The following is a 24,728-nucleotide window of genomic DNA, read 5'->3' as shown; positions in this document are numbered from 1 at the left end:
TTGCACGAAGGCGCATGGGAACGGCCTTGTTCTCAGGTCACCCTCAGACTCGGCCTCGAATCACCATGCACCCTGACGGCCTCACCCTCTGTCAACCACGCTCGCTGACGGCCGCGCCACCAGCCCCCCCGCAGGCGCTCGCCTTGCCTTATCCACCGGCTCAGTGGCCGACGCTGCTCAGCAACTGCTGCACCTTGGCTTCCAGATAGGTGAGGAACGGCGTGGCGCTGAGACGCTCCCCCGTGACCTGCTCCACCAGCTCCTCCCCGTTCACCGCCCGCCCCAGCGGCCAGACGTGGGCCGCCAGCCACTGCTGCAGCGCCTGTTCCTGGCCGGCGGCCACGTGTGCCTCGATCGACCCGATCTGCCGCTCCATCGCCTCGGCCAGCTGGGCGCTGATCAGATGGCCGAGGGCATAGGAAGGGAAGTAGCCGAACAGGCCTTCAGCCCAGTGGATGTCCTGCAGGCAGCCCTCGCTGTCGCTGGCTGGCCGCAGGCCCAGCAGTTCCACCATGCGCCGGTTCCATTCACCGGGCAGGTCGGCCACAGGCAGACCTCCCTCCAGCATGGCCAGCTCCAGCTCGAAACGCAGCACGATGTGCAGGCAGTAGCTCAGTTCATCGGCTTCCACACGAATCGGGCCGGGCCGCATCGGGTTCAGCCCCCGCCAGAAGCCATCGATGCCGCCCCAGCGATCTGCACCGGCGCCGGCCACGAAGCGTGGCTGCCAACGGGCGGCGAAGGCGCGGCCGCGGGCCACCCGGCATTCCCAGAACAGCGACTGGCTCTCATGCACCCCCATCGAGGTGGCCTCGCCGAGCGGCCAGGGGAAGTAGTGGTCGGTGCTGCGGGGCAGGCCCTGCTCGTAGAGCGAATGCCCCCATTCGTGGGCGGTGGCCAGGAAGGAGGAGAACGGCTGCCCGGGCACCACGCGTGTGGTGATGCGGAAATCCTGAGGTCCGACCGTGCAGGAGAAGGGGTGAGCGGACCGGGAGCGCTGGCAGCGCGTCGGGTCGTAGCCCCAGCTGTCGAGCAGCTCACTGCAGAGGCGTTCCTGCTCCGTCTCCGGCAGCTCGGCGGTGGCGGTGCTCTCCCCACCCTGCTGGGCGGTGGCGGCGGCCACCTGCTCCAGCAGCACCGGCAGGGTCGCCTTCAGCGGGGCGAACAGCTCCTGCACCCGCGCTGTGCTGATGTCGGGTTCGAACGGCTGGGCCAGCACCTCCCAGGGGCTGCGCGGCGCCAGCTCGGCGCTGGCCAGTTGCCCGGCCTGCTCCTGGCGCAGGGCGATCAGCTCTGCAAGGGCGGGGGCGAAGGTGGGGAAGTCGTTGTGGCGGCGGGCGTTCTGCCAGAGGGCGTTGCCCTTCGACTGCGCCCTGGCCAGGCTGGTCACCAGCGCAGGGTCGAGGCAGCGCTGCCGTTCCAGTTCGAGGCGCACCAGCTGCAGGTTGCGGCGCCGCTCGGCGGGTGCTGAGGCCCCCAGTTCCGCCTCGGCGGCCGCCACCAGTTCGGCGTAGTGGGCGCTGCTCTGACGGGCATGGATCTGGCTCGCCAGCAAGGCCAGCTGCTCGCCGCGCCACTCGGCCCCGGCCGCAGGCATCACCGTGTTCTGGTCGTAGTAGAGCGCGCTGCTGATCGATCCGAGCACCCTGGTTTCGTGCAGGTGATCCTGCAGGAGTTGCAGGGCGGTGGCCGGCTCGGACATCGGAGGAGCTGCGGTGGCGAGGTCCAGCATGGCGTCCTCGCTCATGCGGCCGGCGGCTGGTCTGAGGCGGGCGTGCCGGCGTGCTCCCAGATCAGTTCCATGGCCACGGCGCCTTCCAGGCTCTGCTTCACCGGGCAGCTTTCCGCCGCGCGCTGCAGCAACTGGCGATGATCCGCCGCCAGGCCCTCCGGCAGGGTGATCCACACCGTGAGCGCCTCGATGCGGCGTCGACCGGAGCGGGTCATCGTTTTCTCAACCCGGGCCCGGCTCCCCTCCAGCGCCCAGCCGTGCCGCTGGGCCGTGATGCCCATCACCGTGAGGATGCAGGTGGCCAGGGCCGTAGCCACCAGATCGGTGGGGGAGAAGCGCTCGCCCTTGCCTTCGTTGTCCAGCGGAGCATCGGTGAGCAGGGAGGAACCGGAGGGTTCATGCAGGGCCTGGCAGCGGAGCGAACCTTCGTACTGGCACTGGATGGTGGTCATCGCGGCGAGGCCGATCGTGTCTGCCCCTGAGAATGGCAGCGGAGTCTTCTGGCGGAATGCGATGACGGCCCCGGACATCCTCGTGCTCGCGGCCGGCACGGAAAGCACCGCAGCGGTCGCCAAGCTCTCCCATGCCATTCAGCTGTCGGTGGCGCCGGTGTTCCTGCTCACGGGCATCACCGGCCTGCTGAGCATGTTCACCCAGCGGTTGGCACGGATCGTCGACCGCACCCGCCTGCTGCAGGAGGCTCTCGCTCGGGGCACCACCCTGGAGGCGCGCCGCTTGCGCAAATCGCTGGATGTGCAGAAGAAGCGCATGTTTTTGATCAACCGCGCCATCTTCTGCGTCACCTTCACAGCGCTGCTGATCGCCGCGGTGGTGGCTGTGATGTTTGTGAGTGCGGTGGCGGTTTTGGATCTTGCCGCCATCCTGGTGCCAGCCTTCGTGCTGGCGATGCTGATGCTGATCGTGGGGCTGGTGCTTTTTCTGCAGGAGGTGCAGCTGGCGATTTCCCAGAATCCCAAGCGTTACTACTGAACCTGCCGATGCGCCAGGCGCAGTGACCGCGCGCTTCGGTATTGAAGCTTCAGGGCATTGCCTGGCCCGTGCGGTAGTGAAACTGAATGGGGCGCCAATGCGTTTTCAGAGGATTGCGTGTCTCCAGGCTGGTGTGAGTGACCGGTGTGGCGCAAAAAATGAGAAGAATAGGGTGCTGTTCTAACGGTGCCCGAGCGATGGCACGGCAATTCTTCTGCAATTCGCCATGGAAACGGCTACCCTCACACGACTTCGTTCTGTACGACTTTGCCCGGCCGTGCACATTTACCCACCCGCCCAATGTGGTCGATTTGGCCCCTGTCGGGGATGTTCCAGGCTGCTAACCGTCTTCAGATGGACCATGTCCCTGTTCTGTCCATCCCATGGCTGGCGTTGTTACCTTTGATACCCCAGTTGTCTGCACAAAGGCAACTCGACCATCTGCCGCTGCGGCATTCAGCGGCAGACTCGCCGGAAGATTGATGGATTTCAACCCGTTCATACAATCTGATCTGGAGCACGATGAAGCCACCAGGAAGCTACTCTCTGGTCGCTCGCTGCTGTGTGTGAGCGCTCGGCGCATGATGATCGGCCACATGGAAATTCTGCTGGAAAGTGTGGTCTGTTCACTGCATAGCGCCACTACTGAGGAGGCTGGCTTGAAGCATCTTCAGCAGCTCGTGCCCGATCTTGTGCTGGTGGGTGAATTCCTTGAAGGAAGCACGGGAATGGCTTTCATTCGCAGGATCAAGCATCGCCATCCCCACCTGCCGTGCCTGCTGATCTTGCAGAACGAAACATCGGACGTGCTGGAGGAAGCGTTCGCCTCGGGCAGTGATGGCATCTGTCTAGAGCGCTATGCGGGCCGGGGTTATATCGTCACGGCGCTCAAGGTGATCCTTGATGGCGGCATCTACATGGATGCCCCTCTGTTGACGATAATGCTGAAGGGTACGTTCAGCTCCGTTGGGGAAGTCAGGACACGGCTGACCCCCCGCGAACGCGATGTGCTCTGCAAGCTGGTGGAAGGGTACGGAAATGCAGAGATCGCTGCCCAGCTGCTCGTGTCAGTGGAAACGGTGCGAACCCACATGAAGGCGATTCGAAGCAAACTGGGAGCACGCAATCGCAACCATGCTGCCTTGATCGCCATTACCACCGGGCTGGTGCGCTGGCAAAAGGGACCGAGCCAAGGCCGTGATCCCCTGTGATCATTTCTTGCGGCAATAGCCTCCGCCGATGTTCATCCAGCCCGACTGACAGGCTTCTCCATCCCGTGGACTCACGGTGTAAGAGGTGACCCCGAGGGTACTGCACTTGCCGTTGAAGGTGTCGACATACCCGAGCGGACACATTCCTTCTCGCTTCGGGATCACCTGCTGTGCAATGGCCCCGCCCGCCAAAGCCCCACCCGCCAGCGGAACCATGAGCAGCGCCATCAGGCCAATAGGAAGCTGTGCGGCACGCCATGAAGCAAGGGGAAGGGGAGCCATTGGAAATCTGTTGTGATGGCGCAACCATAGAGACTAAAGATGACCCAATCATGACCGCCCGGCCTGTTTTCCATGCTCTGTCAGTACTTGTCGCAACTGCGAGTTTCCACCGAGGGTGAGGGCTTCACCGACCTGACATCTCAGTTGGCTGCCTGCGTGACCGCTTCTGGACTCCGCCAGGGCGTTCTCAATGTGTTGCTCCGGCATACCAGCTGCAGCCTGACGATCAATGAAAACGCCGATCCCCGTGTGTTGCTGGACCTTGCTGCGTTTCTGCAGGCGCTGGTGCCGCAGGAAGGGGTGCGCCCGCTCAGTGGGCAAGGCCGGCTGCGGCCCTGGGTGCATGACGACGAAGGCCCCGACGACATGCCGGCCCATGTGCGCACGGCACTGACGGCCAGCACCCTGTCGCTGCCGTTTGAGCAGGGCCGCCTTTTGCTCGGCACCTGGCAGGCGGTCTACCTCTGGGAGCACCGCGCCGCGGGCAGTTGCCGTGAGCTGAGCCTCCATCTGCTGGGGGAATGAGCAGCCTTCAGGGGGGATGAACAGTTCCGGCGGAAGAACGGCGAGGCTCGCGCCCGACCACGCCTATGGCTTTGGGCTCTACCTGTCCACCTCTGGGAGTGCCCGTCGCACCCCGAGGCCCTTGGAGACGCAGGCAACAGCAGAGACTTGCCGCAACACTGTGAGGCCATGGGAAGAGAAACCCCACGGCAGACTGACCCCACGGCAGAGTGAGGCCATGGAGAGAGCGCCATCCTCCCGGGCCCCGGTGCAGCCGGTGCCGATTCCTGCTTCTGCGCGCATAGCCGCTGGCTCCATGGCCGGGAGCAGCCCAGACCGCAGCCTCGGTTCTACCCCCGTCTCGGCCCCCGAGCCCAGCCACGGCTTTAACGACGAGCTGACGGCGGAAATCCTGCGCCTGCGCTGTGAGATCACTCAGCTGCACTGCTCCATCGGCGCCCTCACCGCTGCGATCACCGCCCTGGCAAGCCGACCGCCTGGTTCCTGCATGGAGCCGCCAGCAGAGCTTGGGCCACCGATGGCCACGGTCTCCCCCGCCACCCTGCTGGCGCTGCGCAGCGGCGAACGGCTCAATGGTGAGGTGCAGCGTCGCCTGCGTCTGGGCGGCGATGCCGACAGCGACACCGAACTCGACCTCCTGATTGATCGGCTCCATGACCTCAGCGATGCCGGCAGCTGAATCAGAGGGCTGGCGTACCCCCTGGGCGTGCTTCCACCCGCTTGCGCGTCTGGGCCTGCTTGCCATCCTGGTGGGAGCGCTGTTCTGCGGACCTGTCATGGCGGCCCAATTGCTCACCCCTGAGGAGATCAAGGCGCTGCCCGCTCAGCTGCCGGGCTGGAGCATGAGCAACGGCAAGCTCCATCGCACCTTTGTATTCGCCGATTTCAACGCCGCCTTCGGTTTCATGGCCCGGGTGGCCCTGCTGGCGGAAACCCTTGGCCACCATCCGGAATGGAGCAACGTCTACAACCGCGTGGTGATCGATCTCACCACCCACGATGCGGGGGGCCTCTCCAGCCTGGACCGGGAGCTCGCGCGGCGGATCAACAGTCTGCTCACTCCCTGAGCATCAGATCCTGAAGGCTGGATCCAAGAGGCCTGGATCTCAAGCAGCCGGATCTCAGAGGTAAGGATCCATGACAGCACCCGCCTCCAGGATTCCCGGGTTCAAGAAGCCCTGATCCAAGACCCTGGGTCCAAGAAGACTGGGACCGGGAAGATTGGGACCGGAAAGACTGGGACCGGCAAGACTGGTTCCGAGAGGGCTGAATCTCAATCTGAGCCATGACCTCTGGCCAGGCTGGGCCCAGTTTTGGGCGTGTCGTCCGTGCCGCCGCAGCCGATCCGCTCCCAGAGCGACATCAGCAGCGTGGTCGGGTCATCACCGGCGCGGAAGCGCAGGGTGTGCCGCTGCTCCAATGGCGTGAGCGGTTCGACCTGGCTGCGTTGCAGCGCCGCCACGGCCAGATCGGCATCGCTGGGGTCGTCGTTGCGCTGCAGGCGCGTCCGCAGGCGTGTCTCGATCAGTTCAGCTGAGGCGTCCACGTCAACGATGCACCAGGGCACCCCCAGCTCCTGGGCCAGGGCGGTGGCCCGTTGGCGGCTGGCGAGGCGCAGGTGGGTGGCATCGAGCAGCACGGCACGCCCGGTCTTCAGGCCTGTGGCGGCCTGCTCCAGCAGCGCCGCTTCGGTGCGGGCATGGGCTTCGGCGCTGTAGAGGCGGTCCCGCTGTTCACCGCTGGAGCGGGCCAGGGGGTCCAGCCCGAACAGCGCCTTGCGCACCCGGTCGCTGCTGATCGTCTCGGCGATCAACCAGGGAGCCAGCAGGGCGGCCAGGTGGCTCTTGCCGCAGCCCGAGAGGCCCCGCAGCAGGATCAGCGGCGGCGGTTGCAAGCCGGTGCGGGCATAGGCGAGTGCCAGCGACAGGTGGCCGCGCGCACCGCGTTCAGCCGCCAGGCGTTCGGTGGCGGCGCGGTCGTGCTCGGCCCAGCTGACCGTTTCCACCTTGGCCCGCACATGGGCCCGGTAGGCGCAGAACAGGTTGAGCACCGCCGGATCGATCGGGCGGCCGTAACCCGCCAGCAGCGCTTCCGCCTGCTCGGCATGGCCGCTGGCCTGCAGTTCCATCACCAGGAAGGCGAGATCGGAGGCGCCATCCACCTCCCGCAGCCCCGCATTGAATTCCACGCAATCGACGATCAAGGGGCCGGGCTTTTCCTCCAGCAGCACGTGCTCGAGGCGCAGGTCGCCATGGCCGTTCACGCCCCAGTCGGCGGAGATCCGTGCGGCCAGGGTGTGGCGCTGCCGGCGCAGCTGTGCGGCCAGGCTGCTCACCAGGGCGGCATGCACCGGGGCGGGAAACAGTGCGGGCACGGCGCTGGCGGTGGCCTGCACGTTGCTCGCCAGCACGCGGGCGAAGCGCCGGATGGCGGCGCGGCCATCGGCGCCGGGCCTGCCATTGGCCTTGTGAAAGCGGGCGATGACGCCCCCCAGGGCCCGCATCTGCGCGGGCGGCACGGGGCCGGCTTCGAGCCGGGCACGCAGGGTGCGCTGCCGATCGAAGCGCCGCATCACCACCACCGGCTCTCCTGCCAACGCCCGCACGCCCAGGTAGATGGGCGCGGCCAGGCGCTGGTTCAGCCGCACCTCCTCCCGGCACCAGTGCCAGCGCCGCTCCAGGCTGCTGTAGTCGAGCAGATGCCAGAGCTGCAGCGGCTTCTTGAGCTTGTAGGCGTGGCGCGGGGTGAGGAACACCACGCTGATGTGGGTCTGCACCACCTGCACCTGCCGCTCGTCGGCCGCCACGCCCTGCCAGTCGGCCAAGGGATACACCGATGGCCGGCTGAGGGCAGCGATCGTGACGGCCAGACTGGCCGCAGCCGCTGCGCTGGTCGGCGGGGGCGCGTCACTCATCGGCGCGCCTCCAGCAGGGGCCTCATGCGAGCGCAGGCTCCACCTGGCGCTGGGGTTGGAAGTGCAGCCGCTCGCCCAGCACTGACACCCCCACGCTGGAACCTTCGCCGTAGGTACCGGCCAGGATCGCCTTGGCGATCGGGGTTTCCAGCTCCCGCTGAATCGCCCGCTTCAGCGGCCGTGCGCCGTACACGGGGTCGTACCCGGCGGTGGCGAGCCAGTCGAGTGAGGCGGCATCAAGCTCAAGCCCGATCTTGCGATCGGCCAGCCGCAGCCGCAGCCGCTCCACCTGGAGCTCCACGATCTGGCGCAGTTCCTCGGCCCGCAGGCTGTGGAAGATGATCGTTTCATCGAGGCGGTTGAGGAATTCGGGGCGGAAGTGGCCGCGCAGGGCCTCATTCACCCGCCGCTCCATTTCGCCGTGGCGGGCTGGATCACCGGCCAGATCGAGAATCGAGGCACTGCCGATGTTGCTGGTGAGGATCAGCACGGTGTTGGTGAAATCCACCGTGCGTCCCTGCCCATCGGTGACGCGGCCGTCATCGAGGATCTGCAGCATCACATTGAACACATCGGGGTGGGCCTTCTCCACCTCGTCGAACAGGATCACCGCGTAGGGACGCCGCCGCACCGCTTCGGTGAGCTGGCCGCCTTCCTCGTAGCCCACATAGCCGGGAGGCGCTCCGATCAGGCGGCTCACGGCGTGCTTCTCCATGTATTCGCTCATGTCGATGCGCACCATGGCGTCGGCGCTGTCGAACAGCTGAGCCGCCAGCGCCTTGGAGAGCTCGGTCTTGCCCACGCCGGTGGGGCCGAGAAACAGGAACGAGGCGATCGGCCGATTGGGATCGGACAGGCCGGCGCGGGAGCGTTGGATCGCATCCGCCACGGCGGTCACCGCCTGCTCCTGGCCGATCACGCGGCGGTGCAGTTCCGCTTCCAGATGCAGCAGTTTGTCCATCTCCGACTGCACCAGCCGTGCCACAGGAATGCCGGTCCACTTGGCGATCACCTCGGCAATGTCGTCTTCGGTGACCTCCTCGCGCAGCAGGGTCTTGTCGGCACCGGCGGCATTGAGCTCGCTCTCTTTGGCTGCCAGTTTCTTGTTCAGTTCCGCCAGGGTGCCGTATTCGAGCTGGGCCGCCTTGTTGAGGTCGTAGCTGCGCTTGGCCTGCTCCACCTGCAGCTGCACCTGCTCGATTTCTTCCTTGATGGCGCTGAGCTCGTCGATCGAGCCCTTTTCCTTCTGCCACTGGGCATTGAGGCCGCTCTGCTGCTCACTCAGCTCGGCCAGTTCCCGCTCCAGCCGTTCGAGCCGATCGCGACTGGCCGCATCGGATTCACGGCCCAGTGACAGCTTCTCCATCTCCAGCTGCAGGATCTTGCGATCGATCTCGTCGATCTCTTCCGGCTTGGAGGTGATCACCATTTTCAGCCGCGCTGCCGATTCATCCATCAGATCGATCGCTTTGTCGGGCAGGAAGCGATCGGCGATGTAGCGGCTGCTGAGCACGGCGGCGGCCACAAGGGCGTTGTCGGCGATGCGCACGCCGTGGTGCACTTCGTAGCGCTCCTTCAGCCCGCGCAGGATCGAGATCGTGTCCTCCACCGTGGGCTGGTCCACGAACACCTGCTGGAAGCGCCGCTCCAGTGCCGGATCTTTTTCGATGTGCTGGCGGTGCTCATCGAGGGTGGTGGCGCCGATGCAACGCAGTTCGCCGCGGGCCAGCATCGGCTTGAGCAGGTTGCTGGCATCCATGGCGCCGCCGCTGGCGCCGGCCCCCACCACCGTATGGATCTCGTCGATGAACAGCACGATCTGACCTTCGGAGGCGGTGACCTCCTTGAGCACGGCCTTGAGCCGCTCCTCGAATTCACCGCGGTACTTGGCTCCGGCGATCAGGGCGCCCATGTCCAGCGACACCAGTTGCCGGTTCTGCAGCGCCGCCGGCACGTCACCGTTGATGATCCGCTGGGCCAGGCCTTCCACGATTGCGGTCTTGCCCACGCCGGGCTCGCCGATCAGCACCGGGTTGTTCTTGGTGCGGCGGCTGAGGATCTGGATCGTGCGCCGGATCTCCTCATCGCGGCCGATGACTGGATCGAGCTTGCCGTCCTTGGCGGCCTGGGTGAGATCACGCCCGTACTTCAGCAGCGATTCATAGGTGCCTTCGGGGTTCTGATCGGTCACGCTCTGGCTGCCGCGCACGGCTTCGATGGCTTGACGCAGTTTCGTGGCATCCACGCCTGCCTGCGAGAGCAGCTGGCGGCCGCAACGGGCGTCGTTGGCGAGGGCGAGCACCAGATGCTCGATCGAGGTGAAGCTGTCGCCGAATTCCTTCTGCAGGGTGGTTGCGTGATCCAGCAGCAGGTTCAGCCCCTTGCCGAGGTACACGCTCTCTGGCGCGGTGGCGAGGCTGGGCTGGCCGCCGATGAAGGCTTCCACCTTCTCGGTGAGCACGGCGGGGTTCACGCCGGCCTTCTCCAGAATCCGCCCTGCCAGCCCCTGCTGGGCCAGGAGTGCGGCGAAGAGGTGCTCGCTTTCCAACTGTTGCTGGCGTTTCTGCTGGGCCAGCTGCTGGGCGGCCACGATGGCGGCCCAGGCCTTTTCGGTGAAGGTTTCGGCAGTGGGGTGCATGGCGGGGTGCGCGCGTTGCGCCGTCGGGGGGAGATGAATTCACCCTATGAATCACTTCTGCGCTGGGCTCAGAGGGAGCACCGAACCGATACCCACAGAAAACCCCCCATGGCGCCCGCGATTACGGCCTTGTGGCGGCGGGAAGCGGGAACTGCATCCGGCGCAGACTCTCCGCCCTGGTGCAACGGCGCACGGGGCAGCCATCGGGCCCATAGACGGCATCGGCCGCGGAGAGGCAGCCCATGCCGTTCTTGCCTGGCACCTGCTCGGGTGTGAGCTGCAGCGGCTGCAGGTTGGAATCAGGGGTGGGCGGCAGCCGTGGGCAGCTCTTCAGCGGCGCCGTGGAGGGGCCGATCGCTTCTGGCTGGTTGGGAGACGGGGTCTGGGCGCGGGCAGGACCCGCCGCTGGCCCGAGCAGGGCGGTGGTGAGGGTGGCCACCGTGGTGAAGGCAAGCGCCGCCCGGCAGACGAAGCCATGGCGCAGGCAGCGCCTGTTGAGAACGCTGTGGCCCCCTGGCTGGCGAAGCGGCGGGGCTGCGGGACTCATGGCCATGGAGGTAGGGGGGCGCCTGCCTAGTCTCGTTGGCCAGGCCATGGATGGTGCGCCCGCCGATGACAGCCCTGCCCCCTGATTCCATCCCGACCGACGAGCTGGTGAGCCGGCTGGCGGAAGAATCGCGGCTGTTCGATGCCACCGCCAGGGATCCGGAGCGCAACTGCTGGCTAGTGGTGCACCGGCATGCCCACGGCGTGTTGCCCAGCGAGTACGACATCCGCGATGTACCGGAAGACCTGTATCTGGCCGTGCTCGCCCGCCGCAAGCAGCTGGGCTGAAGCCTCGTCTGAAACCGCTGGGCTGAAGGCCGTGCCTCAAGGCGCTGGGCTGGCTGTGACGACGCGTGGCTGGCATGGCGCGGGTGTGATGCCCCTCGGGCACCAGCACAGGAAGCTCACGACAGCTGGCTGAGCGGCGGATCGCCGGACGGCATTGCCTTACCGGCTGATCCGCCCAGGCTCCCGCGCGCTCAGACAGAAAATCCGCCCCGGTGAAGAGGCGGATGGCAGATGGAGCCTCAGGCCAGGCTCAAGGATGGGCCGTGAAGATCAAAGCCTTGAGGGGCTTGAGCCTGACAGCGTGAGCGGAAGCAGAGCTCAGGACCAGCCTTCCGAGGACTTCTGCTCGATGTAGGCGGCCACATCAGCAATGTCAGCTTCGGTGAGCTTGCCGCCGAAGGCGGGCATGGCGTTCTTGCCGTTGGTGACCTGGTAGGCGATGGCCGATTCGTGGCCTTCGTTGTAGTTGGCCAGGTAGGCCTCAAGGGCTTCTTTCTTGAGCGTGCGCTCGGCGTTCACGACGTTGCCGCCGCCCATGTGGCAAGCCGCGCAGTTAGCGGAGAACACCTGGCCGCCATGGGCGACATCCGCGGCGAACGAAGGAGACGCGGAACCCAGCAGAAGCGCCAGGGCAAGGGCAACAAATGACAGCAGACGGCGCATCGAAAGGCGTGCAACGAGAAGAAGTTAGGGTCTCGTCCCCACGCGGCGCTGCAGCACGCGGGAGGATCGAAACAATCTCGTTACGCAAGCGGCGCGTGGCGCCAGTTGAGGCGGGCTGCCGTCAACCGGTGTGGCGTCCCAGCCTTCAGCCCACCGCGCCGCGATGCGGCAGGCCAGCGGCGTCGAACACCCGCTCCAGGGTGGGGGCATGGCTCACCAGGCCGAACCTTTCCGGCGGGCTGACCGGGCTGTGGATGAAGTGGCGCTGACGGATGCTGAAGCGATCCCAGGCGTTCACCTCGATCGGCAGCACCTTGATCAGGGCTTCGATCAGCCAGCCGCTCAGGGCCAGGCCGAACGGCGGCCGCCAACACTGGCGCCAGCGGCACAGGCTGGTGATCGCCCCATCCACCGTGACTGCGGGCTGACCCAGCACCAGGCGCCGCACCGGCCCCTGGCCGGGTTCGCTGTTGGGCTGGTGCGGCTGCAGGCACAGGTGGACGCACACCCGGCTGATGTCCACGGCATGAATGAAGTGGAAGCTGGCCTCCGCCCTCAACCAGCGCGCCAGCCACAACCAGCGCACCCCCTCCTGCAGACCGGCGGTGAGGTAGCTGGTGGGGAAGCGATCACCCGGCTGCACCGAGCCGCCGAACACCAGCGTGGGGAACACGGCCACGATCCGCTCCGCCAGCGGGTGCTGCTCCAGCTGCTGCAGGCACAGGGCCTTGGTCTGGATGTACTCGGTGCCGTAGGCCTGCGCTTCCGGCAGCAGCTGCAGGTTGCGATCCAGGATGCTGGCGGTGGAGAAATAGATCACCTGCTGCAGCCGTTCGGGATCGGTGCGGCCCAGCAACTCCTTCACCGCCACCACATTCACCTGCTGGGCCCTCTCGGGATCGCCCCAGGCGGTGGCGGTGTGGATGATGCGGTCGGCGGAGGCGATCGCCTCGGCATGGGGCTCCTGATCGCGCAGGTCACCCACCAGCAGGGTGATGCGCGGATCGTCGGCCGGCACGGCGGTGAGCTTGGCGGGATCGCGCAGCCAGAGCAGCAGCTCCACGTCGCTTTCGCGGTAGAGCTGTTCAGCGATCGTCTGGCCGACGCAGCCGCTGGCGCCGGTGATCAGCACCCGCTGGCGCGGGCCGGGCGATGCGGAACTGCTCAAACAGCCGCCCCGATCCACTCATTCACCGACTTGCCGGCTTCGAAGAACACGCGGGCGTTGTCTTCGGGGGTGCCGGGCAGGATGCCGTGCCCCAGGTTGAGGATGTGACGGCGGCCGCGCGCCTTGAGCACCGTGTCGACGATGCGGGCGCGGATCGCCTCAGGCGTGCCGAACAGCAGGCCGGGATCCACGTTGCCCTGCACCCCGAGGTGCTGGGGCAGACGGGCGCAGCCGTCGGCCATGTCCACGGTCCAGTCGAGGGAGATGAAATCCACGCCGGTGGTGGCCATGCGCTCCAGCACGCCGGCGCTGCCGGAGATGTAAAGGATCAGCGGGGTGTCCGGGTGCTTCGCCTTCACCTGGTCCACCACGCGCTTCTGGTAAGGAGCGGCGAAGGTGTCGTAGTCGATCGGGCTGAGCTGACCGGCCCAGGAATCGAACAGCTGCACCACCTGGGCACCACTTTCGATCTGGTAGCTCACGTAGGTGGCGATCGAATCGGCCAGGTGGCCCAGCAGCTGATGCAGCAGCGCCGGCTCCTGGAACGCCATCGCCTTGATCACGGCGTAGTTCTTGCTGCTCTTGCCTTCCACCGCATAGGCGGCAAGGGTCCAGGGAGCGCCCACGAAGCCGAGCACGGCCGCCTGGTTGCCCACGCTCTGGCGCAGCCTGCCCAGAACCTCGCCCACGAAGGGCAGGGCTGCGGCGGGTTCCAGTGGCCGCAGGGCATCCACCTGGGCCTGGCTGCGGATCGGCGGATCGATGATCGGCCCCTTGCTCTCGATGATGTCGAAATCGATGCCGATGCCCGGCAGCGGCGTGAGGATGTCGGAGAACAGGATCACTCCGTCGGGCGCGAAGGCCTCAAACGGCTGCATCGAGATCTCGTAGGAGAGGTCGGGGATCTCCGAGCGTTCCCGGAAGCCGGGGTGGCGGTCACGCAGGTCGCGGTAGACCTTCATATAACGGCCGGCCTGCCGCATCATCCAGACCGGCGGCCGCTCCACCTGCTCGCCTCGGGCAGCGCGCAGCAGCAGGGGCAGGGTTTCGGCCATGGAGGGAGGGAATGCCAGCGGCGAACCTACCCGACCAGCCGGCCGGCTTCGGTGGATTCGTCACACAGGGCCTGGCTGCGGGCTTCATCGCGCTGCAGCACCAGCACGCTGAGGGGCGGCAGGCAGAGGTTGATGGATTGCTCGTATCCGTGCATGGGGCAGGTATCGGTGAACTTGCCGCCGAGATTGCCGAGGTTGCTGCCGCCGTAACGGCTGCTGTCGGTGTTGAACACCTCGCTGTAGTAGCCCTCGAGTGGCACCCCCACCCGGTAGTGGGAATGACTCTGCGGGGTGAAGTTGGCCACCACCACCAGCCAGCGCCCAGTAGTGCTCTCCCGGCGCATGAAGCTGATCACGGAGTGGCGGTTGTCGCTGCAGTCGATCCACTGGAAGCCGTATTCCACGAAGTCGTCGCGCCAGAGCGCTGGCTCTTCGCGGTAGAAGCGGTTGAGGTCGTCAACCATGGCCAGCAGGCCTTTGTGGGCGTCGTACTGGAGCAGATCCCACTGCAGATCGCCCCACACGTTCCATTCGGAGCGCTGGCCGAATTCCATCCCCATGAAGATGGTCTTCTTGCCCGGGTGGGTCCACATGTAGGCGAGAAGGGCGCGCACGTTGGCGAACTTCAGCCAATCGTCGCCGGGCATCTTGTGCAGCAGGCTGCTCTTGCCGTGCACCACTTCATCATGGCTGAGGGCCAGCATGAAGTTCTCGGTGTAGTGATACCAGATCGAGAAGCTGATGTTGTTCTGATGGAACTGGCGGAACCAATGATCCAGCTCGAAGTAATCGAGCATGTCATGCATCCAGCCCATGTTCCACTTCAAGTTGAAGCCCAGGCCACCGATTTCGGTGGGCTTGGTGACCATGGGCCAGGTGGTGGATTCTTCGGCAATGGACAGCGCCCCCGGGAAATGATGGAAAAGCACCGCATTGGCCTGCTGCAGGAAGCGCACGGCCTCGAGATTTTCCCTGCCGCCGTATTCGTTCGGCAGCCACTCTCCATCCGGGCGGAGATAATCGCGGTAGAGCATGGACGCCACCGCATCCACCCGGATGCCATCGATGTGGAACTCCTCGAACCAATACACAAGATTGGCCACCAGGAAGTTGCGCACTTCGTTGCGGCTGTAGTTGAAGATCAGCGTGCCCCACTCCTTGTGCTCGCCGATGCGTGAATCGGCGTGCTCGTAGAGATGGCAGCCATCGAAGAAGGCCAGGCCATGGCTGTCCTTGGGGAAGTGGCCCGGCACCCAGTCGAGCAGCACGCCGATGCCTTCGGCGTGGCAGCGGTCCACGAAGGCGCGGAACTCATCCGGGGAACCGAAGCGGCTGGTGGGGGCATAGAACCCGGTGACTTGATACCCCCAGGAGCCATCGAACGGATGCTCGGCGATCGGCAGCAGCTCGATGTGGGTGAAGCCGCGTGCTTTCACATAGGGGATCAGGCGGTCGGCCAGTTCCGGATAGGTGAGCAGCCTGGCGCCAGGCTTGAGATCAGCGGCGGCCACCGGCGGCCGGGGCGTGCCATCGGGCTCAATGAACGGTTGATCCATGGCCGCGTGCATCCAGCTGCCCAGATGCATCTCGTAGACGGCGATCGGCTGCTCCAGCGCATCGCGGCTGTCGCGTTCAGCCAGCCAGCCCTGGTCGGACCAGCGGTACTGGCCCAACTGCGCCACCACCGACCCCTGCTGCGGTCGCACCTCGTGCTGGAAGCCGTAGGGATCGGCCTTCTGATAGCAGTGCCCGTGTTGATTGCGGACTTCGTATTTGTAGATCGTTCCCGGCATCAGCCCGGGGATGAACAGCTCCCAGATGCCACCGAGGCGCAGCTGCATCGGATGGTGGCGGCCATCCCAACCGTTGAAATCGCCCAGCATCGCCACCGTGAGGGCATTGGGAGCCCACAGGGCGAACTGCACGCCCGCCACACCATTGCGCTCGCACACATGGGCTCCAAGCCGCCGCCAGATGTGGTGGTGGTTGCCTTCGGCGAAGAGATGGCGATCGAGCTCGCCCATCCACTCTTCACGGAAGGCCCATGGGTCGTGCTGCTGGTGCTCGATACCTGAGCGTCGCACCCACAACTGGTAATTCTGGGCGGGATCGTGATCCAGTTCCGCTTCGAACAGCCAGCGGTGATGGGGGCACTCCATCGCCAGCGACTGGCCATTGAGACGCAGTTCCACCCGTTCGGCCTCGGGCATCCAGGCCCGTACTACCCAGTGATCGCCGAGAGGTTGGGGCCCCAGCACCGCAAACGGATGATCGTGACGGCACTCTTCGAGTTTCTGACCGTCTTGGACCATCCAGTCGAGGCTGGCGGGAGCCATGGGCGCACATGCGGGCGAGCCGGGAGCTTAGGCCGCCCACCTGCTCCGCCGCCTCAGCGCGGCGGGGTGGTGGGGAAATCGATGCCGATGATGTGGCCGGCGGAATCGAGGATCACGAACAGGTTGTCGGTGAGACGACTGAACTGGGTGGTGACGAGCACCAGCTGCTGGTCACCACCCTGACTGGCCACCAGGGTGCCGCGCACCCGCTGGAAGGGGCCGGTGCGTTTCTCCAGGTTCTGCCAGCGGTTTGTGAGTTCCTGCGCGGAGATCTGCTGCTGCAGCTCCAGCGACAGCATGCTCCGTGCCGTCACCACTTCGCCACGGCTCACTGCGGTAACGAAGCTGCTGGCGATCTGACGGATTGGTGTGCTGCTGCGCTCCCACTCCCAGGCCAGCAACCGGCCCCGTTCGTCGACCACCAACACGATCTTCTTTGCGCCGCTGGGGGTGGTCAGCTCCGCTTCCACCGTGCTGTCGTCCACCCCACTCACAACCTCGAGCACCTTGCTGCCGAGGATCCTTTCCTGGCCCTGCAGGCGCTGATTGACCTTTTCAACGGTCGTGGATTGGCGCAACTCCGGAGCCAGCTGCTCGTAGATCGCCTGGCTGTTCCTCTGGCCGAGGGCCGTGAGCAGGTTTTCTGCTGCACGCTTGGCGTCGGCCTGGGAGAGGCTGGTAGTGGCCAGTGCCGCCGGCCCCGAGAAGCCGGCCAACAGGGCCGCAGCCAGAAGGGCTGAACGTAGAACCATGGCGGTCAGAGGGTTGGGATCAGCAAAGTTTCGCCGACGTGAGCGGCTTGAGGTGCAACTGCGCCTCTTGGAGACTGAACTGGAGGGTGATCACCCGATGGTCGGGACCTGTGCGGCCCCTGGGGTGATAGCCATCGCCGGGATTGACGGCGATCTGCGGCCATGCCGCCGCCGCCAAAGACAGGCGCAGGCATTCGCCGGCGCGAAGCGTGGCCAGCAGGGGCTGGAACTGCAGCCGGCGTCGTTGCACGGTCAGGGCATCGGGGCCGAGCCAGCGACCCACCCCTGTGCAGAGCTGCAGCACCTGACTGCCTCCGGCGCGCACCACCGAAAGCGCCCCACACAGGTCGTGGCCGAGCTGATCGGCGGCCAGATCCACCACCAGCTCTGGCCTGCCGCAGAGCTGCACATCCTGCGCGATAGGCGCCGAGGTGAAACAGGCCACATCGCTGCGCTGGTCGATGTCGCCCCTCTCCACCAGGCCGGCCTCCAGGGCCAGATGGCCACCACGGCCGGGGCAGGGCCGCCAGGGGTCGTGCACCAGCCACACCGCACCACCCCCCTTCCCGGCCTCTGTGAGCTGCCCCTCATTTGCATTGATCGCCGCAAGCCCGCCGCTGCGTAGGCCCCACACCAGGGAAGGATGAGGAGTGGCCGGGGCAGGGACCCAGGCCCCGCTGGTGAGGTCGCCTAGTGCGCAGGCAGCCGGCATCTTGGTGGGCTCACGGCCACGCAGATGCCGGTCAAAGAAGGCCAGCTGCAGCTGATCAATTCCGCCGTTCCAGTTCAGATGGGTCCAGGGACCCACCAGCAGTCTCGCTGAGCCGCCGGACGCCCGACTGCGTTCAAGCAGGTCAAGCACGCCGCAAAGATGTGGGTCGAGCCAGCCGCCGATCAGCAGCATGGGCTGGCGCAGCAGGGCCGGCGGAGGGTGGTGGCAGCGCCAGCCGTGCGGTTCCCGGGGATCAAGGTGCAGCCAGCCGAGCCCCATTCCGTTGGGGTCGTGGCGCTCCAGCAGCGCCATCCCCTCCATCAGGAACTGCCCGCTCTCCAGGCTGCGGCGGATCGCCTGCCAGGCGTCGTGGTCACCGCGGCGGCGCACGGTTTCGGCGGCCAGCTGCAGTGCCCAGCCCAGCCCCAGCGCCCAGCGGTGTGCGCCCCCGTCGCTAGCCCAGTGAAGCCGTTCATCGAGGCCGGTCATGGCCGGGGCCATGGCATCCGGTGGCGCCGTGTCTGCGCTGCCCAGCACCTGGGTGAGGCCCTGATAGGAAAAGCCGTAGGTGCCCACCTTGCCATCGGCGAACGGCAGGCTGCGCGCCCATTGCACCGCGGTGGCCCCATCCAGGGCCTCCTGGGCGAATCCTTCGAACTGGCCGGCCGAATCGCCCCGACCGCGCACGTCCTGCACCACCACCGCATAGCCCTGCCGGGCATACCAGTGGGGATGGGCGGCGGTGATGGTGGAGGCGATGGCCCGGCCATAGGGCTGGCGCACCAGCAAAACCGGCCAGCGCCCAGGCGTGCTCGGCTTCCAGACGCGGCTGGCCAGCTTCACCCCATCGGCGCAGGGCATCCAGGTGTCGCTGGACTCCACCGGCAGGGCGTCAGGCACCGGTGCGGCTCAGCGCACGTCTGGGCAGTAAAGGCCCACCACGTAAGTCGTCAGCACTTCGGCATCCTGAGTGCTGACGTTGCGGCTCTGGGCCACCATCGCTACAGCCTGGGGAGAACTGGAGCGGACGCCCTGGGCATTGAGGGCACGCAACTGACTGCAGAGGTTCTGGGCCACCTGCGGATTCTGTTTGACCGATTCGAGCAGGGCGGAAGCGGCACCGGCTGGAGCGGCTGCCAGTACGGCGAACGATGCGAGTGCGGCTGTGAGGGAGCAGAGCACATGGCTGGTGTCTCCCCAGCGACGGGTGTAAATCAATGCAAGACCAAGGAGGGAGTGCTCCCATTCCAGTGAGATGGAGGGTGGGGCAGGGGCGCGGCGGGTCAGTTTGGGGAGCGACTGGATGCCTTGCGGGCCCGAAGGATCCAGCCGCGCACGGTGTCACGGTCGATTCTGGCAAGAGCTCCTGGCCGCAGGGCCCGCTCCAGCCGGGTGAGCTGCACCTGCAACCGTTCCGGTGAGCATTCCGCCAGAGCGGTGGCTGTGGCAATGCCGGCATGGAGCAACAGGGCCGCATCACCGGCGTCGAGGGCGAGCGCCTCCATCAGCCTTGCCTGGCCGCGCAGACGCGTCAGCCGCTGTTCGGAAGCCCCCTGTCTCGCCAACTGGCGCAGGGCCCCGTCCTGGAGCCGGGCCAGGCTGGCCCACTCCCGCACGCCGGCGGCCTGGAGTTGCTCCTGCTCCAGATGGAAGTGCTGGGGCAGGGGATACATGGGGGCGGGGACGTTCAGGGCTTGATCACCACCACGGTTCCATCGCGGCCGCGGGTGGCTTCCGCCAGCACCACGGGCCGGCTAACGCCTGGTGCCACCGTTTCCACACGCCGCAGGCGCACATGCACGCTGCCGTCGGTGGTGATGCGGCCACTGCCGCGCAGGTTGCGGGCCACCTGCTCCACGGTGGGGGCGTAGGAGGCTGGGCTCAGATCGGCGCTCGCGGTTGCCACCACCAGGTTGGTGCCGTTGTCGAACACGATCGGAGCGTTCACCGCACCTTCGACCTTTTCACGGGGGTTGTAGCTGATCGCGAAGGCCCAGCAGGAGAGTGAAAGCAGCACGGTGAAGCTGGTGACCCCCACCAGCCGGAAGCGGATCCCCCAGCTGGAGACGAACCCCGCCAGGGTCGCCACGGCCAGCACCGCGCTCGCCCCCGCGAGCCACTGCCCGGCTTTGAGCAGGATCGGATCGGCAGGCATGGGGGCTGGGCGGCAGGGGATTCAACTTATATATTGCGGCCACCTCAGGCGGTGATAGAAGCGAGCCGATGGGGGACGACGCTGAGCGCATTGCAGGGCCCGTGGCACGGGCCGTGGGCCGGCAGCGACGGCGCCGTTCATTGGTGGTGGCCACAGTGCTCGGTGCAGGCCTGGTGGCCACGGGCTGGTTCGGCGCAGATCACATCGGCCGCAGCCTCTACGACCGCTGGCGCCCCGACCTTGAACGTCAGTTGACCCGCGCCCTGGGTCATCCCCTCGAACTCGGCCCCTACGCCGGGCTGCGGCCCTGGGGCATGGCGATCGGCGCCAGCCGCTTCAGCCCCGGCCCCAATGACGGCTCCAGCCTGAAGGTGCGCTCCCTCACTGTGGGGCTGGATCCGTTGGGAAGCCTGCAGACCTGGACCCCCACCCTCCAGCTCACGGCGAGGGGCGCCGAGATGGATCTCGTCCGCAATGCCGCCGGCCAGTACTGGGTGTTCGGCGGCACCGTCGCCGGCCGACAGCCGCCGCGGCTGAACCTGAACGTGCACCTCGCCGATTCCACCCCGGTCACCATTGCCCCGGCGGGGCTCCACCTGCGGCTGCGGGGCTCGGTGGCGGTGAACCTGCAGAAGCGCCTGGTGAACTGGCGCCTCAACGGATCGCAACGCCTGCCCCGCCAGCCTGAGCCGGCGGCTCTCGCCGGGCGGCCTGCAGCCGGCGACGGGCTGAGGCAAGCCGGTGGCGCTGCTGCCGGCCGCCTGCGCGCCGATGGCCGCTTCCAGTGGGACCGCCGCGAGCTTGAACTGGCGCTGCGGCTGCGGCAGGTGCAGCTCGAGCCCCTGGCGGGCCTGTTGCCGGCCGGCATCGGTTTCGCGCGGCCAGGGGGTGCCGGCGGGCGCCATCTCAGCGGTCGCGCCGATGGCCGCCTGTCGTTGTCGCTGACACTGCCGCAGCAGGCCGGTCGCTTCCGCTGCGGCGGCAACTTGCGCCTGGGCGGACTGCAGCTGCAGGACCCCCAGCTGCCCGCCCCCTGGCAAGCCGACAGCGCCCAGCTGCGCTGCCGCGACGACCAGATCAGCCTCGATCCCATGCGCTGGAGCATGGCCAACTGGCGCGGCAGCGCCGCTGGTTCGCTGGTGCCGGGCCGTTCCTTTGCCCTCACCGGCGGTGCTGAAGATCCCCGTCGCGGCGATCGCCTGCAACTGCAGGTTCAGGGGCCCTGGCTGCAACCAAGAGTGCAGCTCACCGGCCGGGTTCCGCTCGGCAAAGGCAGGCCCACCAGCCCGGCACCGCTGGCGCTCAGCGCCGATCTGCAGGTGGACCGGCGCCGTTCCCTGGCAGTGGACTTGCGGCGTTTACAGCTGACGTCCGGCCGTTCCCAGCTGGTGGCCGACGGTGCGCTCTGGCCCAGGCTGGCGGTGCGCAGTCGGTCGGGCTCGCTGCACCCCAGCCTCTGGAGCGCCGCCCCTTGGCTGGGCTCGCTGCTGGGCCGTCAGGAGCCGCTGTCGCTGGAGCTGGAGTCGTCGGGAACGCTGCTGGCCCCACGCCTGCAGGGCTCGCTGGCCCGCCAGGGCCGCCCGCTGCTGAACATCGACCTGCTGGCCCGTGCCGCCTCCGCTAGGGCGGGTGGCCGTCCTGCCGTGCCCAACACGCTCACGGCCGTGCTGCGGGCTCCGGCCGGTGTGAGCGTGGAGGGTCGGTCGGTGCTGGGGGCCACCATCGCGCAGCTGGGCTGGAGGGACGGGCTGCTGCGTCTCGACGACCTGACGGCGCCGGGCTTGACCGCCCAGGGGCGCCTGCCGCTGCGCTGGCAGAACCGCCGCGGGCTGGTGGCGGGTGATCTTGACCTGCTGCTCGACCTGCCCACCTATCCCCTGCAGCGCCTCAGTCCGCTGGTGGGAGTCCGCCTGTTCGGCACGCTGGGGGCCCGCGGCAGCCTGCGCGGTCCGCTGGCGGCCTTGCGGCCCGACCTGCGCCTGGAGGTGGCCGACCTGGGCAGCGGTCCGCTGCAGCTGCGGGAACGCTGGACCGGGCGGCTGGTGGCGGCCGGTAGCGGCAGCCAGCTGAGCATGCGCTCCACCGGCACCGCCCTGCCCGGCACGCTTACCGCCAGCCTCGATACCTCCTGGTTGCCGCGGCAGGTGACCCTGCAGCGCGAGGGGGGCACGCTCGCGCTCAATGGCAGCCGGGAGCAGTACCGCTGGCAGGCCCGCGGCCTGCCCCTCAACGGCCTGCGCCTAGAGACCACCCGAGGAGGCCGCCGCGAGCCGCTGCAGGGGCTGCTGAGCGGTCAAGGGGTGGTGGGCCTGGCGCCGCTCACGATGAACGGCCGGGTGCAGGTGGAGCGCCCGGCGCTGCTGGGGCTGCTCGCCCGCGAGCTGGTGGCCGAAGGTGACCTCCGCCAGGGCCGCTACCGGCTCCGTGGCCGGGTCGATCCGCTCAGCGGTGGCAAGCTCAACCTGCGGGCCTCCGGCAGTGGCGGTGGCCCGCTCCAGCTCGCTTTTGAAGGCCGTTCGCTCACCAGCGCCTTCTTCGAGCAGGTGCTTCAGCTCCGCGCCCGCACTGGCGGGGTGGTGGGCCCGGCTCAGGGACGCGCCAGCGATCTGGGTGTGCTGGCGATCGACACCCTGGGCGGCACGGTGGCCGATCAACTGGCAGCGCTGGCGGCGGCTCGCGCCCGGCTCGACGACTCCGCCCAGGCCGGCATGGCGCCCAGGCCGAAGTTCCGCACCGATCTGCTGCGCGGCCTGGTGGATCTCGACGGCACCCTGGCCGGACCCAACCTCGCCGCGCTCAGGCTGACCCTCAACGCCAAGGGTCACCTGTGGCTGAAGGGCGACGACCGCGATCAGGCCCTGCAGCTGGAGCCCTTCGTGGTGCGGCTGCAGGGGCCGCTCGGACCCGGCCTGGGCCAGTTCGCGCTGGAAGGTCTTTCGCTGGGGCTGCTGGCCCTGATCACGCCGGTTCCCAATGGGCTGCGCGGCACGATCGATCTGGAAGGCCGCTTCCGGATCGGTGGCGCGGGCCGGCCTGGGTCCGCACCGGAGCCACAGTTCACCACCCGGGTGGCCCTGCGCGACGGCTCGCTCAACGGCATGCCGCTGGTGCTGGAGAACGCCCAGGTGAGCCTCGATGAAGCCGCTGTGTCGGCCCAGGCCTCCCTGCGTGGTGATAGTGCCGCCGACAGCGTGGATCTGAGCGCGCGGGTGCCGCTGGATCCCGCCAGCGACGGCCTGCGGTTGCGGCTCTCCAGCCGCGGCGATGGCCTGCGCTTCCTCACGGCCCTGGGCGGCAAGCAGCTGCTCTGGCGCAGGGGCAGCGCCGATCTGGAGCTGCTGGTGCGCGGCAGCCTCGACGACCCCTCCGCCAACGGCTTCCTGCGCGTCCGAGGCGGCGAGCTGCTGCTGGCCGGTCAGGAGGTGACCAGGCTGGAAGCCACCGTGCTGTTCGACTTTGAGCAGCTACTGGTGCAGGAGTTCAGCGGCCAGGTGGGGCAGAAGGGGGCGATCAAGGCCGCCGGCAGCCTGCGGCTATTCACCCCGTTGCCGGAGGAGAAGCCGCTGCAGGTGGAACTCACCACCGCCCGCCTGAGCGTGCCGCGCCTCAACGCCCAGACCGACGCCTTGCTCACCGTCACCGGCACCCTGCTGCGCCCGCTGGTGGGCGGAGAGGTGAATGTCAGCCGCGGCAAGCTCAACGTGCAGCCCGGTCAATTAGCCCAGTCGGAGCAGATCGAGGGCGGCGAAGGCAAGACCGTGGCCGTGAGGCCGGTAGCGATGCAGACCCTGCTGGAGTCGAACTGGGACTTCCAGCAGCCGCTGGTGCTGATGGGGGCAGGCGTGGACACGGGTTCGGGAGAGGCGCTGCGCAGCTCGGTGCCCAATCTTTCCTATTTCAAGCTGGAGGATCTGCGCCTGAACCTTGGCCCTGATCTGGAGGTGGTGATGCCCCCGGTGGCGGCCTTCCGCACCACTGGTCTGCTCACCCTCAACGGGCCGATCGACAGCAGTCTGCAGGCCCGCGGTGTGGTGCGCCTTAGGGGCGGCCGCCTGACGCTGTTCACCACCACCTTCACGCTCGATCCCGATGCGCCCAACGTGGCGGTGTTCACCCCGTCGCTGGGCCTGGTGCCCTTCCTCGACATCGCCCTGCGCACCCGGGTGTCGAACAGCCTGGAGGTGGGCCGCAGCCCGGGCTTCGTGACCGAACAGGACCTGCGCGGCGGCTTCACCCCGCTGGACCAGCTCAATCTGGTGCGGGTGGTGATGAAGATCAGCGGTCCGGCCGACCGGATCGGTGAATCACTGGAGCTGCGCAGCAATCCGCCGCTGTCCCAGGAGCGGCTGGTGGCCTTGATCGGTGGCAATTCGCTGGCGGGCCTCACCGGGGGCAACGCGGGCGCGGCCCTGGCCACTGTGCTGGGCCAGTCGTTGCTCTCGCCCCTGGTGAGCACGCTCACCGATGCGCTCGGCCAGCGGGTGAGCTTCGCGATCTACCCCAGCTACGTGGTGCCAACCGACAGCCAGAATCCCAACAGGGGCAATGGGCGGGTGCCCTCCCAGCTGGTGCTGGCCACCGATTTCGGCCTGGACCTTACCGATCGGATCAACCTCTCGATGCTGGCGGCACCGAACCGCAGCGACATCCCCCCCCAGTTCACCCTGCGCTATCAGGTCAACGACACCTACGGCCTGCAGGGATCGGTGGATGCGGAAGGTCGCTGGCAAACCCAGCTGCAATTCTTCTTCCGGTTCTGAA

22 protein-coding genes are annotated in these 24,728 nt (G+C 67.3%); 7 read left to right on the top strand and 15 right to left on the bottom strand.

Annotation, left to right across the window (positions count from 1 at the left end; translation table 11 throughout):
* Positions 1-160 precede the first annotated feature (160 nt).
* Together KQ303_RS12475 and KQ303_RS12470 are read right to left on the bottom strand one after the other, a co-directional pair.
* Entirely contained in the window at positions 161-1,702 is a 1,542-nt protein-coding gene (locus KQ303_RS12475) for a carboxypeptidase M32 (protein ID WP_259730623.1), read from the bottom strand.
* 41 nt (positions 1,703-1,743) lie between these two features.
* A complete protein-coding gene (locus KQ303_RS12470; protein ID WP_094512931.1) occupies positions 1,744-2,184 on the bottom strand; it encodes an OsmC family protein in 441 nt (146 codons plus the stop codon).
* 61 nt (positions 2,185-2,245) lie between these two features.
* On the opposite strand from KQ303_RS12470, the gene KQ303_RS12465 reads away from it, so the two are divergent.
* On the top strand, positions 2,246-2,722 hold the full coding sequence (locus KQ303_RS12465; protein WP_259730538.1) for a DUF2721 domain-containing protein: 477 nt from the start codon (positions 2,246-2,248) through the stop codon (positions 2,720-2,722).
* Positions 2,723-3,105: 383 nt separating this feature from the next.
* Positions 3,106-3,933, top strand: coding sequence for a response regulator transcription factor (locus tag KQ303_RS12460; RefSeq protein WP_259730537.1), 828 nt, complete (start codon positions 3,106-3,108; stop codon positions 3,931-3,933).
* Here the strand turns inward: KQ303_RS12460 and KQ303_RS12455 are convergent, their stop codons facing one another.
* Complete coding sequence (locus KQ303_RS12455; RefSeq protein ID WP_259730536.1) at positions 3,934-4,161, bottom strand: hypothetical protein; 228 nt, start codon at positions 4,159-4,161, stop codon at positions 3,934-3,936.
* A gap of 126 nt (positions 4,162-4,287) precedes the next feature.
* Here KQ303_RS12455 and KQ303_RS12450 point away from each other — a divergent pair, with 126 nt between their 5' ends.
* The 3 genes from KQ303_RS12450 to KQ303_RS12440 all read left to right on the top strand — a co-directional run bounded on the left by KQ303_RS12450 (position 4,288) and on the right by KQ303_RS12440 (position 5,807).
* The gene (locus KQ303_RS12450; RefSeq protein WP_259730535.1) at positions 4,288-4,740 is read left to right on the top strand and encodes a secondary thiamine-phosphate synthase enzyme YjbQ; all 453 of its coding nucleotides are present in this window, start codon (positions 4,288-4,290) and stop codon (positions 4,738-4,740) included.
* 295 nt (positions 4,741-5,035) lie between these two features.
* Positions 5,036-5,419 carry a hypothetical protein gene (locus KQ303_RS12445; protein WP_259730534.1) on the top strand — a complete coding sequence of 128 codons (384 nt, stop codon included), beginning with the start codon at positions 5,036-5,038 and terminating at the stop codon, positions 5,417-5,419.
* Between the two features lie 97 nt (positions 5,420-5,516).
* Positions 5,517-5,807: a 4a-hydroxytetrahydrobiopterin dehydratase gene (locus tag KQ303_RS12440; protein ID WP_094513037.1), complete on the top strand. Its 291-nt coding sequence runs from the start codon at positions 5,517-5,519 to the stop codon at positions 5,805-5,807.
* Positions 5,808-6,013: 206 nt separating this feature from the next.
* Here the strand turns inward: KQ303_RS12440 and KQ303_RS12435 are convergent, their stop codons facing one another.
* The 3 genes from KQ303_RS12435 to KQ303_RS12425 all read right to left on the bottom strand — a co-directional run bounded on the left by KQ303_RS12435 (position 6,014) and on the right by KQ303_RS12425 (position 10,839).
* On the bottom strand, positions 6,014-7,654 hold the full coding sequence (locus tag KQ303_RS12435; protein ID WP_259730533.1) for a bifunctional aminoglycoside phosphotransferase/ATP-binding protein: 1,641 nt from the start codon (positions 7,652-7,654) through the stop codon (positions 6,014-6,016).
* A 22-nt stretch (positions 7,655-7,676) separates the two neighbouring features.
* Entirely contained in the window at positions 7,677-10,292 is a 2,616-nt protein-coding gene (gene clpB, locus KQ303_RS12430) for an ATP-dependent chaperone ClpB (RefSeq protein WP_259730532.1), read from the bottom strand.
* A gap of 121 nt (positions 10,293-10,413) precedes the next feature.
* Positions 10,414-10,839 (bottom strand): hypothetical protein, encoded by a 426-nt coding sequence (locus KQ303_RS12425; protein WP_259730531.1) that lies wholly within the window; start codon positions 10,837-10,839, stop codon positions 10,414-10,416.
* 65 nt (positions 10,840-10,904) lie between these two features.
* Between KQ303_RS12425 and KQ303_RS12420 the strand changes: the two genes are divergently transcribed.
* Positions 10,905-11,126, top strand: a complete 222-nt coding sequence (locus tag KQ303_RS12420; RefSeq protein ID WP_255100823.1) for a hypothetical protein — start codon at positions 10,905-10,907, stop codon at positions 11,124-11,126.
* Between the two features lie 318 nt (positions 11,127-11,444).
* Here the strand turns inward: KQ303_RS12420 and KQ303_RS12415 are convergent, their stop codons facing one another.
* From KQ303_RS12415 to KQ303_RS12375, 9 genes are all read right to left on the bottom strand, one after another.
* On the bottom strand, positions 11,445-11,789 hold the full coding sequence (locus tag KQ303_RS12415; protein ID WP_094512922.1) for a c-type cytochrome: 345 nt from the start codon (positions 11,787-11,789) through the stop codon (positions 11,445-11,447).
* 145 nt (positions 11,790-11,934) lie between these two features.
* Positions 11,935-12,957: an NAD(P)-dependent oxidoreductase gene (locus KQ303_RS12410; protein WP_259730530.1), complete on the bottom strand. Its 1,023-nt coding sequence runs from the start codon at positions 12,955-12,957 to the stop codon at positions 11,935-11,937.
* On the bottom strand, positions 12,954-14,012 hold the full coding sequence (gene hemE, locus KQ303_RS12405; RefSeq protein ID WP_094512920.1) for a uroporphyrinogen decarboxylase: 1,059 nt from the start codon (positions 14,010-14,012) through the stop codon (positions 12,954-12,956). Before hemE ends, KQ303_RS12410 begins: the two co-directional genes overlap by 4 nt.
* A gap of 26 nt (positions 14,013-14,038) precedes the next feature.
* Entirely contained in the window at positions 14,039-16,348 is a 2,310-nt protein-coding gene (gene glgB, locus KQ303_RS12400) for a 1,4-alpha-glucan branching protein GlgB (RefSeq protein WP_259730529.1), read from the bottom strand.
* Positions 16,349-16,401: 53 nt separating this feature from the next.
* Positions 16,402-17,100 (bottom strand): DUF3887 domain-containing protein, encoded by a 699-nt coding sequence (locus tag KQ303_RS12395; RefSeq protein ID WP_259730528.1) that lies wholly within the window; start codon positions 17,098-17,100, stop codon positions 16,402-16,404.
* 19 nt (positions 17,101-17,119) lie between these two features.
* Positions 17,120-18,712, bottom strand: coding sequence for a CocE/NonD family hydrolase (locus tag KQ303_RS12390; RefSeq protein ID WP_311134163.1), 1,593 nt, complete (start codon positions 18,710-18,712; stop codon positions 17,120-17,122).
* Positions 18,713-18,721: 9 nt separating this feature from the next.
* Positions 18,722-19,030, bottom strand: coding sequence for a hypothetical protein (locus KQ303_RS12385; RefSeq protein ID WP_311134162.1), 309 nt, complete (start codon positions 19,028-19,030; stop codon positions 18,722-18,724).
* A gap of 65 nt (positions 19,031-19,095) precedes the next feature.
* Positions 19,096-19,485 carry a DUF4332 domain-containing protein gene (locus tag KQ303_RS12380; protein ID WP_094512917.1) on the bottom strand — a complete coding sequence of 130 codons (390 nt, stop codon included), beginning with the start codon at positions 19,483-19,485 and terminating at the stop codon, positions 19,096-19,098.
* A gap of 14 nt (positions 19,486-19,499) precedes the next feature.
* Entirely contained in the window at positions 19,500-19,967 is a 468-nt protein-coding gene (locus KQ303_RS12375; protein ID WP_259730527.1) for a Ycf51 family protein, read from the bottom strand.
* A 68-nt stretch (positions 19,968-20,035) separates the two neighbouring features.
* Between KQ303_RS12375 and KQ303_RS12370 the strand changes: the two genes are divergently transcribed.
* The gene (locus KQ303_RS12370; protein WP_259730526.1) at positions 20,036-24,727 is read left to right on the top strand and encodes a translocation/assembly module TamB domain-containing protein; all 4,692 of its coding nucleotides are present in this window, start codon (positions 20,036-20,038) and stop codon (positions 24,725-24,727) included.
* The last annotated feature ends 1 nt before the right edge of the window (position 24,728 follow it).

Origin of the sequence: Synechococcus sp. CS-1333, from assembly GCF_025128015.1 — a bacterium.
Classification (GTDB): Bacteria; Cyanobacteriota; Cyanobacteriia; order PCC-6307; family Cyanobiaceae; genus MW101C3.
This window is presented reverse-complemented; position numbering and strand designations above follow the sequence as displayed.

Coding starts and splice junctions, on each gene's coding strand:
- KQ303_RS12475 (WP_259730623.1), bottom strand. CDS start 1,702: ATGTCCGAGCCGGCCACCGCCCTGCAACTCCTGCAGGATCACCTGCAC.
- KQ303_RS12470 (WP_094512931.1), bottom strand. CDS start 2,184: ATGACCACCATCCAGTGCCAGTACGAAGGTTCGCTCCGCTGCCAGGCC.
- KQ303_RS12465 (WP_259730538.1), top strand. CDS start 2,246: ATGACGGCCCCGGACATCCTCGTGCTCGCGGCCGGCACGGAAAGCACC.
- KQ303_RS12460 (WP_259730537.1), top strand. CDS start 3,106: ATGGCTGGCGTTGTTACCTTTGATACCCCAGTTGTCTGCACAAAGGCA.
- KQ303_RS12455 (WP_259730536.1), bottom strand. CDS start 4,161: ATGGCGCTGCTCATGGTTCCGCTGGCGGGTGGGGCTTTGGCGGGCGGG.
- KQ303_RS12450 (WP_259730535.1), top strand. CDS start 4,288: ATGCTCTGTCAGTACTTGTCGCAACTGCGAGTTTCCACCGAGGGTGAG.
- KQ303_RS12445 (WP_259730534.1), top strand. CDS start 5,036: ATGGCCGGGAGCAGCCCAGACCGCAGCCTCGGTTCTACCCCCGTCTCG.
- KQ303_RS12440 (WP_094513037.1), top strand. CDS start 5,517: ATGGCGGCCCAATTGCTCACCCCTGAGGAGATCAAGGCGCTGCCCGCT.
- KQ303_RS12435 (WP_259730533.1), bottom strand. CDS start 7,654: ATGAGTGACGCGCCCCCGCCGACCAGCGCAGCGGCTGCGGCCAGTCTG.
- clpB (WP_259730532.1), bottom strand. CDS start 10,292: ATGCACCCCACTGCCGAAACCTTCACCGAAAAGGCCTGGGCCGCCATC.
- KQ303_RS12425 (WP_259730531.1), bottom strand. CDS start 10,839: ATGAGTCCCGCAGCCCCGCCGCTTCGCCAGCCAGGGGGCCACAGCGTT.
- KQ303_RS12420 (WP_255100823.1), top strand. CDS start 10,905: ATGACAGCCCTGCCCCCTGATTCCATCCCGACCGACGAGCTGGTGAGC.
- KQ303_RS12415 (WP_094512922.1), bottom strand. CDS start 11,789: ATGCGCCGTCTGCTGTCATTTGTTGCCCTTGCCCTGGCGCTTCTGCTG.
- hemE (WP_094512920.1), bottom strand. CDS start 14,012: ATGGCCGAAACCCTGCCCCTGCTGCTGCGCGCTGCCCGAGGCGAGCAG.
- glgB (WP_259730529.1), bottom strand. CDS start 16,348: ATGGCTCCCGCCAGCCTCGACTGGATGGTCCAAGACGGTCAGAAACTC.
- KQ303_RS12395 (WP_259730528.1), bottom strand. CDS start 17,100: ATGGTTCTACGTTCAGCCCTTCTGGCTGCGGCCCTGTTGGCCGGCTTC.
- KQ303_RS12380 (WP_094512917.1), bottom strand. CDS start 19,485: ATGTATCCCCTGCCCCAGCACTTCCATCTGGAGCAGGAGCAACTCCAG.
- KQ303_RS12375 (WP_259730527.1), bottom strand. CDS start 19,967: ATGCCTGCCGATCCGATCCTGCTCAAAGCCGGGCAGTGGCTCGCGGGG.
- KQ303_RS12370 (WP_259730526.1), top strand. CDS start 20,036: ATGGGGGACGACGCTGAGCGCATTGCAGGGCCCGTGGCACGGGCCGTG.